Source organism: Jiella avicenniae, assembly GCF_021390325.1.
Taxonomy (GTDB): domain Bacteria; phylum Pseudomonadota; class Alphaproteobacteria; order Rhizobiales; family Rhizobiaceae; genus Jiella; species Jiella avicenniae.
Genome location: NZ_JAJUWU010000038.1, coordinates 1 through 12,455, shown reverse-complemented (window position 1 = coordinate 12,455; position 12,455 = coordinate 1). Strand labels below are relative to the sequence as shown.

8 protein-coding genes and 1 rRNA gene are annotated in these 12,455 nt (G+C 62.6%); 3 read left to right on the top strand and 6 right to left on the bottom strand.

All coding sequences use genetic code 11. From position 1 onward, the window contains the following. Window positions 1-903: 903 nt before the first annotated feature. From LZD57_RS23710 to LZD57_RS23700, 3 genes are all read right to left on the bottom strand, one after another. Entirely contained in the window at window positions 904-1,095 is a 192-nt protein-coding gene (locus LZD57_RS23710; RefSeq protein WP_233722058.1) for a hypothetical protein, read from the bottom strand. An 86-nt stretch (window positions 1,096-1,181) separates the two neighbouring features. Beyond that, window positions 1,182-2,339 (bottom strand): TraB/GumN family protein, encoded by a 1,158-nt coding sequence (locus tag LZD57_RS23705; RefSeq protein WP_233722057.1) that lies wholly within the window; start codon window positions 2,337-2,339, stop codon window positions 1,182-1,184. A gap of 44 nt (window positions 2,340-2,383) precedes the next feature. Then, window positions 2,384-3,349, bottom strand: a complete 966-nt coding sequence (locus tag LZD57_RS23700) for a tyrosine recombinase XerC (protein ID WP_233722056.1) — start codon at window positions 3,347-3,349, stop codon at window positions 2,384-2,386. A gap of 220 nt (window positions 3,350-3,569) precedes the next feature. Here LZD57_RS23700 and LZD57_RS23695 point away from each other — a divergent pair, with 220 nt between their 5' ends. Then, on the top strand, window positions 3,570-4,004 hold the full coding sequence (locus LZD57_RS23695) for an OsmC family protein (protein ID WP_233722055.1): 435 nt from the start codon (window positions 3,570-3,572) through the stop codon (window positions 4,002-4,004). A gap of 99 nt (window positions 4,005-4,103) precedes the next feature. Here the strand turns inward: LZD57_RS23695 and LZD57_RS23690 are convergent, their stop codons facing one another. The 3 genes from LZD57_RS23690 to LZD57_RS23680 form a co-directional block, all read right to left on the bottom strand. Continuing rightward, on the bottom strand, window positions 4,104-7,277 hold the full coding sequence (locus LZD57_RS23690; protein WP_233722054.1) for a DEAD/DEAH box helicase: 3,174 nt from the start codon (window positions 7,275-7,277) through the stop codon (window positions 4,104-4,106). A 188-nt stretch (window positions 7,278-7,465) separates the two neighbouring features. Then, window positions 7,466-8,248 (bottom strand): hypothetical protein, encoded by a 783-nt coding sequence (locus LZD57_RS23685; protein ID WP_233722053.1) that lies wholly within the window; start codon window positions 8,246-8,248, stop codon window positions 7,466-7,468. 915 nt (window positions 8,249-9,163) lie between these two features. After that, entirely contained in the window at window positions 9,164-9,598 is a 435-nt protein-coding gene (locus LZD57_RS23680) for a Fur family transcriptional regulator (RefSeq protein WP_233722052.1), read from the bottom strand. 295 nt (window positions 9,599-9,893) lie between these two features. Here LZD57_RS23680 and LZD57_RS23675 point away from each other — a divergent pair, with 295 nt between their 5' ends. Together LZD57_RS23675 and LZD57_RS23670 are read left to right on the top strand one after the other, a co-directional pair. Continuing rightward, complete coding sequence (locus LZD57_RS23675; protein ID WP_233722051.1) at window positions 9,894-11,240, top strand: Nramp family divalent metal transporter; 1,347 nt, start codon at window positions 9,894-9,896, stop codon at window positions 11,238-11,240. Window positions 11,241-12,168: 928 nt separating this feature from the next. Beyond that, window positions 12,169-12,455, top strand: a 16S ribosomal RNA gene (locus tag LZD57_RS23670); the annotation flags it as partial.

The window sequence follows — 12,455 nt, the reverse complement described above, 5'->3', positions numbered from 1 at the left end:
AATCCTACGACGATATTCTCGATCACACCTGCAGGGCTTGGCGAAAGATCGAAACACAGCCGTGGCGCATCATGTCCATCGGCCTGCGAGAGTGGGCGCATGGGTTCTGATCAATGAGAGTTGGTATAAAGCTGCAGGGGCGGAAGCGGCCGATGCAACGGCGGCTGCCCCTGGATTTTTGGCACGGGGGCCTACGACATTCACACATCTCGAAAAGCGCCCCGACATAAGAGGTTTCGGAGATCCGAAGGGATTGCCGGGCGAGGAAGCCGGAGGCGCTGGCCTTGACGCATCGTCATTCTCGGGCCCGGTGCCTCCCATATTCACCCGTCTCATTCCGGTCCAGCGATCAGCGCATTGCGCGGCTCATCGTCCTTGCAGAATGGATGGCAGCCTCAAAACCTCGTCATCCCGGCCCCCGAGCCGGGATCCATTCCAAATCGTTGCCGTCGCTGCGGCGACCGTTCCCAACGCATTGTTTTCTCTGCACTGAACAGGCCGCTTCACCGCTGAGGAATGGATCCCGGGTCGAGCCCGGGATGACGAAGCTCCGAGCTTTGCGACCCGACCACCAGGCCGGGGAAGTCCGCCCAAATGCGTGAATCTCGTGGGCACGGGGGCCGAGAAAGACGCAGTCTCAGATTACGCTGCCACGGGTCCCGGCAGACGTCACGGGAATCGTCTCTGTCATCGCATTTCGACGAACCCCGCGACGGGCTCCGGCAAGAATCGAGAAGCTTGCGGGCCGGGACGTGGCGACGAGCCGGCCCCGGCAACCGTCCCGCACCGCGCCGCGACCAAACGACATGCTCGCCGGGGTAAGCCCGTCGACGCCTGCTTCTTCCGTCGTTCCGGCAGAACCGAACCACCGCCTCATCAAGCGGCGGCCCGGATGGGCTGAGCTCAGCCCTTCTTCTGGTCGCCGGCGGGCAGCCGCGGCGTGGTGGCGCCGTCGCTCGCCTTTTCGTCGGCGGTGACGATCGGCGTCATCGGCGCCTCGGCCGTCACGTCCTTCTTGAAGCTGCAGGCCATGGCGCCGGATGCGGCGGCGAGCACGAGGCCGGTGGCGGTCGTCACTGCGAGAAGCGTCTTCATGGCGTACGATCTCCGTCTGCGGTTTCCACGGGGACCGATGGTAGCGGCCGGTCGATCTCGCGCAAGCGCGATCGTGTCGGCGCGAATCACTTGTTGGTGTGGGCGGGTTGATCCGTTTGCGGAGAGTCGCCCGTCGACGGCGTCGCCCGATCCGTGCCGACCGGTTCGCCGTCCGCAGCGACTCGCCGCGCACCCATCGGCGCCTTCACCCGCGTCACCGTGAAGCCGCGCTCGCGCAGCAGCGCGACGAGGCCCTGTTCGCCCGGAAGATGCAGCGCCCCGACGGCGACGAAGCTGCCGCCCTTTGCGAGCAACGGCTGCAGCCGGTCGGCCATCGTGAGATTGCGCTCGGTGATGACCTTGTCCTCGAAGCTGCCGTAACCCTCGCCGGTCCCGACCAGCATGCCGCCCTCCGGCACCGCCGCCTCGATCGCCGGCAGGATCGTCGAGACGTGCTCGCCGAGATAGAGCACGATCATCGTCTCGAAGACGTCGGCGAGCCGGTCCTCGGCAGCCAAGAGCGCGACGAGACCGTCCATCTGTTCGGCGATCGGGATCGCGGAAAGGGTCTTCAGCTGCTCGGCGGCGGTCTCCAGACCCTCGACCGGCTTGCCCGCCCGCTTCGCCGCGGCGGCGAGATCGGTGTCGAGGACGAGCGGAACGCCGCCCGGCGCAGGCTTCAGGCAGTCCGGCAGCATGAAGCCGCTCGACAGGAACCAGGGCTGCAGCCGCTCGACCGCCTGCAGCGGCACGCCCTTGGCCGACAGCATCGTTTCGAGCCTCTGCCGCTGGTCGGGCGTCAGATAATCGTCCAGGGTCTTCCCGCCGGGCAGCGTCGTCAGCCCCGGATCGGCGAAGAGCGCGCCGGCCATCCTGATCCGGTCGAGGATGTCCGTCGTCTCGATGATCAGCCGGCGGCTCTTTTCGAAGGCGGTCTCGACCGGCGCCGGCAGAGCGAGGAGCCGCGGATCGCCGAGATGCATGGTGCCGAAGAGATAAGAGGGCGCGCCGCCCGCCGCCTCGATCTCGAAGAACCGGCCCTCGCCGTTCTCTACCGTCGCGGCCTTTTGCGCGACGGCATCGAACCTGCCGGCGTCGACGAGGCCGGGAACGAGGTTCTCGCCGTCGCAGGCGGGCGGAGCCGCGAAGCCTTCGGCCGGCCCCAACAGGCCCGCAAGGGCGACCAGCATGGCGGGCAGGGCGGAACGCCGCCGGCCCGCCATGGTCTTTGCGCGTTCGATCACCACGATGCTCCCCGTCTTCCGGCCCGTCTTCGGCGTACCGTCCGTCAGCCCCCCGCCGCGCTCTTCCGGCGGGCGCGCGGATGGGTCGAGCGATAGATGGACATCAGCCGGCCGGAGTCGACCGCCGTATAGGTCTGGGTGGTCGAGAGGCTGGCATGGCCGAGGAGGTCCTGAATGGTCCTGAGGTCGCCGCCGGCGGCCAGCAGATGCGTCGCGAAGGAATGGCGCAGCGCGTGCGGCGTCGCCGAGGCCGGCAGCCCGAGCGCGCCGCGCAGCCGCGCCATGTTGCGCTGGACGATCTGCGGCCGCAGCGGCCCGCCCCTGGCGCCGCGAAACAGCGGCTCTTCGGCGCAGAGCGCGAAGGGGCAGAGCCGGCGATACTCCGCCACCGCCCGAAGCACCGCCGGCAAAAGCGGCACCAGCCGCGTCTTGCCGCCCTTGCCGGATATCGCCATCGCCCGCGCATTCGGATCGGCGAGCGCGTCGCCGGCAAGGCCGAGCGCCTCGGAAATGCGCAAGCCACAGCCGTAGAGCAGCGTCAGGACGGCGACGTCCCGCGCCGAGATCCACGGCTCCACCGCGAAACTCCCCGCATCCTCGGCGACTTCCAGCGCATCCTCGACCGAGAGCGGCCGGGGCAGCGACTTCTGCGCCTTGGGCGCGCGCATCGCCCGCGCGCCGGCGGCCGAGACGAGGCCCTTGCGCTCCAGATGCTTCAGGAACGCCCGGACGCCGGAGAGATTGCGGCCGAGCGAGCGGGCGCCGGCGCCGTCCCCCCGCCGCGCCGCCAGGAAGGCGCGCAGCTCGGCGGTCCGCAAGTCGGCGAGGTCGGACAGCGCCGCCGGCCGGGCGTTGTATCCGGTGAGGAAGACGAGGAATTGCCTCAGATCCCGCTCATAGGCGGCGATCGTATGGGCGCTGGCGTTGCGCTCGTCGGCAAGGCCCGCCAGCCAGGCCGCCTTCTCGGCGAGAAGCTCCGCCGTCGCATGGACCAGAATCGTGTCGCTCATTCGTCGAGGCTCCCGCCGCCGCCGCTGCGCCGACCCTCCGGCCCGCGCCGTCTTTTTTTGCCGCATCGGCCTTCGCGCATGAAACCATCCGAGCGTTAGGAGAGTCTTGCAAACGGAAAGACGCATTCCTTCGCGTCCGCGTCATTCGTTTCGACCTCGTCGCCCCGGCCGGGCTGCCGCGGCCGAAAGGTCCGAACACGATCACCACGGAGACAGTCCCATGAAACGCCATGCCACCGCCATCTGGAAGGGCGCCCTTTCCGACGGAACCGGCGCCATCACCACCCAGTCCGGCGCCCTCGAAAATCACGGCTATTCCTTCAAGGCCCGCTTCGAGGACGAAAGCGGCAAGTCGGGCACCAACCCGGAAGAGCTTTTGGCCGCCGCCCATGCCGGCTGCTTCGCCATGCAGCTTTCGCATTTCCTCGCCGAAAACGGCACCCCGGCCGAAGAGCTGAACGCCAAAGCCGTCGTCGGCGTCGAACAGGAAGGCGAGGGCTTCGCCATCAAGTCGAGCGCCATCACCCTTCAGGCCAAGGTCCCCGGCATCGACGAAGGCACCTTCGGCGAGCTGGCCACGAAAGCCAAGGACGGCTGCCCGGTCTCGAAGGCGCTGGGCGCGATCACGGTGACGCTGGACGCGAAGTTGGTGTGACGGCGGCAGCCGCCTTGAAGCGGCACCGGCCCATGCAAAGCAACCCGTGCGGTGAAGGCCGCGCGGGTTCAGTGTTAGCTGGTTGGAAAACAACAACAACTATCCATCGTCTCCCTGCTCAATTGGTCGGAGCAACTCGTCAATTTCGTCGTCCGTCAGGTCGTCGACACTAGAAAAGCCATCTATAAGATAGATCGCTTCGAGCTTATCACGTATTTGTTCGAAGCTATCTGTGGGAAGGCGTTCGAGCCGCCCTTCGATCGAAGCGAACGCTTCCGCCACGGTGGGCCGAGCGGTTGTCTCTAACCTGCGGCTAAGCAGGTAGTGATAGGCTGTCGGAAAACCGAGGCGAGTGAGCTGCGGCAGGAAGGTGATCAGCGGACGAACAACCACTCCGCCCTCATCGCTAAGCTTTTTTGCGATCTGCACAAACAGGCCACATAAGAAGCTCAGATCCGGTGCTAATCGTAAAGCGAAGCGGCGAGCATGTTTAGCGTGTGGGTCTGCTCTAGTTGGTCGCTTTACAACGCCTTCATTGGCTGCGATGAACTCTGATATCTTACTCTCAAGATCAATAAGTGGCTCCCCGGAAAACCATGCGCGCATGGCTAACAATGTGCCATCGCGTGCAATAGAATTCGCTTCTTCTTCGGTATCTTGATTCGTTATGGCCCGACCGAACACTCTGATCGTATTTTCGGGCCTCAGGAAAATCTCGAATTCCTCGCTCTTGGGCTCAAGATGTGAGAGCAACCATTCTAGCCAAGACATGGCGTCAACAGCGTCAAACGGAGCCTCGGCATAGGCCTGTGCAAGCCTGCTTATGAATGTCACAGGCGCGCCGACCTTCGCCGCCAACTCTTCCTGCCATGGGAGTGAAGGCGGGTTTTCCCTCGCCGCAAGCGCTTCGGCGACGATCTTTTGGCGTGTAACCAGCCACGCATCGGCGCTCGATGGATTCGCCTTATATCGCTGAAAATAGGAGAAGGTTCTTTTCGTGAGCGTCGCAAATGCTTCGATTCCATCGCGTTCCTCGCCGATCGAAAGGGCAAGCCGGCGAAGCAAATAGTCCGCTTGTGGGCTAGGTTTCCCTGCCACTTCGATTTCGTCGAACAGCAGCCCCAACGGATCGGCGATTGGCAGGCATTGATCGCCCTCGGCGAAAACTACCTTTAATTCTTCGTCGGAGGTTACCCTCTTGCTTTCGTTGTCAATGCCAACAGGCGTGCTCGGAACCACAATCGCAAACCCCGTCGATGCATGCCCAGCGCGACCCGCGCGCCCCAAGGCATTGAGTACCTCATGTGGATGGAGTGGGGATCGTTTCCTTTCCTCAGGATCGGTTTCATCCAATCGATCCGACGATGCAAGAATGACAACATCACACGGAAGGTTGAGCCCTTGCGCTAGCGTCGATGTTGCTGCAAGTACGCTGAGGTTATTTTCACGATTGCGAAAAAAAGACTCAACGAGCCGTCTTTCGTCGGAAATAAGCTCACCGTGATGAACAGCGGCGGGCATTGAACCTACATCGTATATTGCTCCTTCGCTTCCAAGCTCGGCGACTGCCTGCGCACGAAGATATTGCTGACGGTCGTCAAGCTGAGTTTCGATTTGGGTATCAGATTGATTGATTATTTTAGCAACGCTTCCACACGTCACGATGCTCTCGCAGAATACGATAACTTTAAGACCGCCTTCAGCGAACCGCTTCGCGATGAAGGCGGCCACTTGGTATCGATTGGAGGTCAGGTAGCGTCTACCCCTTCGCCCGCCGATACCGAGGGGGACATCCGCTTCTGAGAAAGGTCTGAGGGCAATCTTTTCGGGCGCGCTCGGATTCCACCCGTTGCTGAGCGAAAAAATCCCTTGAGGTATGGCAGCCACTTTCTTTGTCTCGGCTGATCTTAGCGACTGCGCCAATTCGCGGAGACGCTTCGAGTCATACACAATGCAGGATTTTAGCTGCCGAGTCGGCTTCCACTTGTAATCGAAATCAGTAACAGCTCGGCAGGTTAGAGCGCTAAGCCAAGCTGCAATCTCTTCTCCGTTGCTGACCATAGCGGAGAGGAAAAGATAGTCGGCGTTCTGCTGAACTCTTTGAAATGTGAGCAAGCAGAGCATTGCGTCGATGGAGCGCCGATCAATAGAGGCAATGCCGGAAGATAACTTTGCTGCCCCTAGCAGATGGAATTCATCAAACACAAGTAGGCCAACATTTGAAAATAGTTGAGGGGCAAATATCAGTAGAGCGTAACAGCGCTCTGGTGTCACCACCGCGATGTCTGGCAGTTGATCAACCGTCTCGATTATATCGACTTGGTCGATGCTCTCCGCTTTGGCGAGGCTAACGACCCGCTCATTAAGATCCGTCTCCACCTGGCCAACAAGGGCATGAGTCGGTGCAAGGTAAACGACCGTCTTGCCAGCAGCGAGAGTTGAGGCGACCTTCAGGGCCGCCAGAGTGGTTTTCCCTGAGCCGGTCGGTGTTGTCATGACCAACGAAGAGCCGGGCTGAAGATATCCGGTTGCTATCGCGTCGCGATGGTTTTCCCAAAGGAATGGCCAACGGCTGGCCTCACTCTTCAGCCACTCGGTCCAGCGAGTTTCATCGACACCCGTTGGCGGAGGCGTGAAGACAAGAGCATCTTCGAAGAGAGCGCGGCCCGCCTTTTCCAGAAGCGCCGCCAGATGATGAGGACCCGCGAAAATGGACGTCGAACGTACTGTACCGAGATATGGATCAGCCTCGCGGATCTCGTCGTCGATCGACTCGTTTTGCACTCGACTGAAAATTACAAGCGCCTCCTCAATCGCGCCGCTGTCACGAAGACCTAGGCCAGCTTCCGCAAGCATCCGCAGCCCAACAAGGAGCTGTTGAAACAGAAGATCGGCTGCGTACTCGACTGCATCGCTGTGAGGCTCGACCTTCTCGAAATCTTGTATTTCGAGAATCTCCGTAAACCGACCTCGCGCATATCGAAGGACGGCGAGAATGAGTGCGCGCCGGATGGCTCTTGGTTCGCCGGCAGCGCGGATCGTTCGCGATGCCTCAAATGCATCCGACGACCGTTGTGCGATTAGAAAGAGCAAAGAGGCTGCGAGGTCGGCACCGATGACGTCCTCACGAAGTACAGCCGGCGCATCTTGCGATATGTGTAGGCGTTCGATTTGCGCTAAAACCTGACGCGCGGACGCGGCAACGAATGCAGTGGAACGCATGCGTTCCGTTTGCACGTCGAGGACAACCAACGCTTCGAATGCGTCCGCCAATCGCGACATTCTAATAGCTAGCGCTGCGAGTGATGACGGAAGCTCATCTCTCGCACCCGCCAGCGACAAGCGTGCAGCTGCTATCTCGACGTAAGCTGAGGTCAACTCGTCAACGAGATTGTCTGAGGGAAGCCCTGGCAGGCTCGGCGCGGACCTGATGAACTCGGCGGTGACGGGGTCGAACACGGTTACATTCTCTCCAGAACGGAAATGACCGAAGCAGCGAGTTGATCGAGATATCCCCGCACATCAGCAAGCGGCATTACGTCACCACGCCGCACGGTAGCGTCCCCGGTCACTTGCTCGTCAAAGCCTTCAAAGAGGTGCGCATATGCACTCGCCTTAATGTCGCCCGGGCCGGTTGTGAGTGCTACTCGGAAGCAACGGGTGCGTTGCCATACAATATCTCTTATCAACCCTTCGCGCTCTTCTTCAGGGACTCCGCTCAACAATGCTGTCAGTGCATCGAGAATTTCGAGGTCGCGCTCGCTTGCGACAATGGAACGAATTTCCGGCCAGATGCTGGTGGTGACTAGATTGCGCGGGTTGGTTGTCGCTTTGTCCTCGCATAGAATTATGCGAGATATTGCGTCGCCCGCATCCTGCCGTTCAATTAAAAAGCCGTCAAAACCTTTGTCGGCTTTACGCACGTGCGGTGGTGTTGCAAGTGCGGTTGGAAATTGGAGGCGAGCAGCCAACCATGATATGTGCTGGAATAACAGTCCATCCCTTTGGTAAAGACGGTTATTGCGCGTCTTTTCAGCTTTCGTCCGAATGTTTGGGTCACTGCTCGCAAGATTGCTCTCCAGATCGGAAACATCATACCGAAGTAAAGAGATTGCATTTTGAACCGAATTGCCGAACAAAGCGGCATCGCCGGGAGCGAAATTATTTATGATCCGGACGGCGTGATGTGGCTTTCGGAGATAGAGCCATGCTAGTGCCTCCACAAACGGCACGATTTCCTTCACCGACCATTCCGAAAGGACAAAATAAGGATCGTGGGTTGCACTGGCGATTCGGATAGGCATGAGTCAGAGTTATCGCAATTGCAGAATTCCGTACAGAAGGCTTCGGGTGACTGCTTTTCCGCTGCGCGTCTCGGCCGGTGCGGTAACGGCAGCTCTTTGGAAAGTTACTAGCGGTTGTATGTCTGGCATTGGCGCGGAGCTAGCGCGCCACCTCTACCACCAAGCGCCCCTCGTCCTTCGACAGGCTCAGGATGAGGGGCTACCGAACGGCCGTGCGGCGTCATCGACCCGTCAATATCTTCGCCCGGCGCCGTGACGGGCGCACCCGCTGTCTTCCCTCATCCCGAGCCCGTCTGCGGGCGAGAAAAGAGAGCGAGTGCCAAAAAGATATCCCCGCCCCCAGACGCGCCCGTACAATCCCCGCACCGCCGTCCCGAGGGACACGGACGATCGCCGGGATCGTTCGGGAGGGCGGGCGGTGTCCGCGGCGCGAACCCTTCCGGAGGGTTTGGCGTCCCGGACGGGTCCGAGGTTCCGCCGACCCCTCGCGTAATACGGCGCGGGTGCGGATTGGTCCGCTTGAGGTCGCCGCGCTGAAAAGGCGCGGCGGGTGAAGCGTCGGCAGCCGGTGAGCGAACTCGAGGCTCGGGGTGACGGTCAAAACGCCGTCGCGCCGGGCTGGGCGAGCGAGCCGAAAGGGCCTGAGAAAGACACCGTGCGGAACGCCGGAGGCGAGCCGTTACACTACAAAAGTTCGGAGGGCTTGCCTCCGGCGTTCCGCTGTCCGCCCGTTTGACCAACAAAGGGGAGGCCGGCGAAGACAGCGCCCCGCCGCTCTCGTCGGTCGGGGCAGGGGAGAAACCGGGCCGCGCCGCGGCGCCGGTGGATTCGGCGTGGCCGCCGCTCCGGGCCGCGTCAGTCCCGGCGGCGGCGGCCGTAGAGTTCCAGCCGGTGGGAGACGATCTCGTAGCCGAGTTCCCGGGCGATCTCTTCCTGCAGCTTCTCGATCCGGTCGGAGCGGAATTCCACCACCTCGCCGGTGTCGAGATCGATGAGATGGTCGTGGTGCTGGCCATCGGCATGTTCGAAGCGCGCCGGGCCGCCCTCGAAGGTGTGGCGCTGGATGGCGCCCTTTTCCTCCAGCACCTTCATCGTCCGGTAGACCGTCGACAGCGAGATCGACGGGTCCTCGCGCGCGGCGCGGCGATAGAGCGCGAGCGCGTCGGGATGATCGCCGCCCGCCGCGAGGATCGCCAGGATCGTCCGCCGCTGCCGGGTGATCCGGAGCCCCGCCTCCTTCAGCACCGCCTCCAGCTCGCCGGCCCCGCTCTGTTCCCGCCCGTCGCTCATCCGTGAAAGGTGCCGCCCCGTTCCTTGCGTGTCTCATGCCCCGAAAGTCCTGCCCGGTTCGCACCGCCAAGGCAACCGGGGCGCAGCTCCCGGCGGTCGATTGCAACCCCGGTCCGGCGTCGCCGGCATGGGGGACGGGCCGCGGCGGTGGCTTCTTGCAAATGATTTGCATTATTATCAGGATGTGGCATCATCCGTCGCGATCCGCCCAGGGCGGCCGGAAAGGGCGGCCGGACAAGGGCCGCCGCCCGCATCGTTGCGGCATCGGCGCGGGGGATCGGCCGAAGGAGAGAGCATGGCATTCGAGGAGCGAATCGATCAGGGGTCCGGCTTCGTCCCCGGCGCCCGGCAGGCCTCGCTGGACGAATCCTACCGCTCCGTCGCCGTCGGCGGGCGCAATCCCTGGCGCCGCTTCCTCGCCTTTCTCGGCCCCGGCTTCCTCGTCGCCGTCGGCTACATGGACCCCGGCAACTGGGCGACGTCGATCGCCGGCGGCTCGCAGTTCGGCTATACGCTGCTCGCCGCGGTGCTCCTGTCCTCGCTGATGGCGATCCTCCTGCAGGCGCTCTGCGCCCGCTTCGCCATCGCCACCGGCATGGATCTCGCCGAGGCCTGCCGCGAGCATTTTCCGCGCTGGGTGTCGCGGCCTTTGTGGGTGCTCGCCGAACTCGCCATCGTCGCCACCGATCTCGCCGAGGTGATCGGCACGGCGATCGGGCTGCAGCTCCTGTTCGGCCTGCCGCTGGTCTGGGGGGTGGTCGTCACCGCCCTCGACGTCTTCCTGATCCTCTATCTGCAGGCCAAGGGCTTCCGCCGGCTGGAGGCCTTCGTCGCCTCGATGATCCTCGTCATCGCCGTCTGTTTCGTCGGCCAGCTGATTCTCGCCCGGCCGGAGATCGCGGCGGTGCTCGGCGGGCTGATTCCCTCGCCGGAGATCGTCACCGACAACCGGATGCTCTATCTCGCCCTCGGCATCCTCGGGGCGACGGTGATGCCCCACAATCTCTATCTCCACACCGGCATCCTCCACACCCGCGCCTATGCGCTCGACGAGAAGGGGCGGGAGCAGGCGATCAAATACGCCACCATCGATTCCTCGACGGCGCTGGGCTTCGCCTTCCTGGTCAACGCCTCGATCCTGATTCTCGCCGCCGCCGCCTTCTACGGGTCCGGCACCGGCCAGGTCGACGATCTGACCGACGCCCACGCGCTGCTCGAGCCGCTGCTCGGCTCGTCGCTGGCGCCGATCCTCTTCGCCGTCGCGCTGCTCGCCTCGGGCCTCTCCTCGACGGTCACCGCCACGTTGGCCGGCCAGATCGTCATGCAGGGCTTTTTGAAGCTGCGCCTGCCGGTGGTCGCAAGGCGGCTGATCACCCGCGGCCTCGCCATCGTGCCCGCCGCGCTCGCCATCGTCGCCTATGGCGAAAAGGGCGCCGCCGAACTCCTGGTGCTCAGCCAGGTGGTGCTGTCGCTGCAGCTGCCCTTCGCGGTCGTGCCGCTGGTGATGTTCTCCGCCCGGAAGCGGACGATGGGCGAGCACATGCCGCCCCGCTGGCTGCTGGCGACGACGGCGGTCATCGCCGTGATCATCGTCGTCCTCAACGCCAAGCTGGTCTACGATTTCGTCGTGGGCGGCTTCTGAACCGACGCGTCGCGAGCCCCGCCACCGAGGGCGCGGCCGCAAGGCCGGACACAAGCAACGGGAATCGCGCGTCGCGCCCGCCGACAGTCATCGGAAGATCAACGTCGCAGCCTGACCGGGGCTGCCAGGAGGCAGGGCCCGGATTCGGGGCCGAAACGGGTCCCGGCGCATGCAGGGCCGCGGATCCGCCCGAGGGAGCGGGAAAAAACACCCGGCCGGGCGACGAAAAATCGTGCCGATGGCGAATCGTCGGGCCGCAAAATCCGTCGTCGATTCGTCATCATGACCGACCGATGACGCAGGCAAACCCAGCGAAACCGGCATTTCCGGCGATTTCGGCGGGGTTTCCGGGGGGCCGAATTTTTTTGAAAAAAACGCGTTGACTTCGAAAACGGGAAGGGCCTATAAGCCGCTCATCGACGGCAGCGGCGCCGCCGGCGAGCCAGACGGTTCGTCCCAACGGTTGCCTCAAACGCCTCGAAAATGGTTCTTCAGGCTTCGGTCGGAACTGCAAAATGGGTGGTGATGCGGAAACGCCTTTTCACCCGACGATCGAACTCGATCGTGTTCTTTGACATTGTTGGTAGTAGAGACAAGAAAGAGAAGCGTGGGCGGCGCGGGATCTGCGGCCTTTGACTGATTGGTATCCTTTCCGATTGGTCGAGGGTTTTGGAGACGACCTGGTCGTGACATGTTTCTTGGATGAGAATTGTTTCTTCGGTCTGTTTGACGGATTTGCCGGATCTTCGGGTTTGGCGGGGCGTCGTGGGCCGGAGGACGACGGCATCCTTCGTCGCTTGGCCTCGCAGGATTGCGGGTTGGGCATTCGGTCGTTCCGGAGCTTTCGGGCTTTGGCCGATCGGGCAGGGATGTCGGGAAGAATTCTCGTCAAGCTTTGAGACAGTGACGGCCGGGACAATCTCTTATCAAACCTGAGAGTTTGATCCTGGCTCAGAACGAACGCTGGCGGCAGGCTTAACACATGCAAGTCGAACGCATCCTTCGGGGTGAGTGGCAGACGGGTGAGTAACGCGTGGGAATCTACCCTTTTCTACGGGATAGCTCCGGGAAACTGGAATTAATACCGTATAAGCCCTTTGGGGGAAAGATTTATCGGGAAAGGATGAGCCCGCGTTGGATTAGCTAGTTGGTGGGGTAATGGCCTACCAAGGCGACGATCCATAGCTGGTCTAAGAGGATGATCAGCCACATTGG

Coding starts and splice junctions, on each gene's coding strand:
- LZD57_RS23710 (WP_233722058.1), bottom strand. CDS start 1,095: ATGAAGACGCTTCTCGCAGTGACGACCGCCACCGGCCTCGTGCTCGCC.
- LZD57_RS23700 (WP_233722056.1), bottom strand. CDS start 3,349: ATGAGCGACACGATTCTGGTCCATGCGACGGCGGAGCTTCTCGCCGAG.
- LZD57_RS23695 (WP_233722055.1), top strand. CDS start 3,570: ATGAAACGCCATGCCACCGCCATCTGGAAGGGCGCCCTTTCCGACGGA.
- LZD57_RS23680 (WP_233722052.1), bottom strand. CDS start 9,598: ATGAGCGACGGGCGGGAACAGAGCGGGGCCGGCGAGCTGGAGGCGGTG.
- LZD57_RS23675 (WP_233722051.1), top strand. CDS start 9,894: ATGGCATTCGAGGAGCGAATCGATCAGGGGTCCGGCTTCGTCCCCGGC.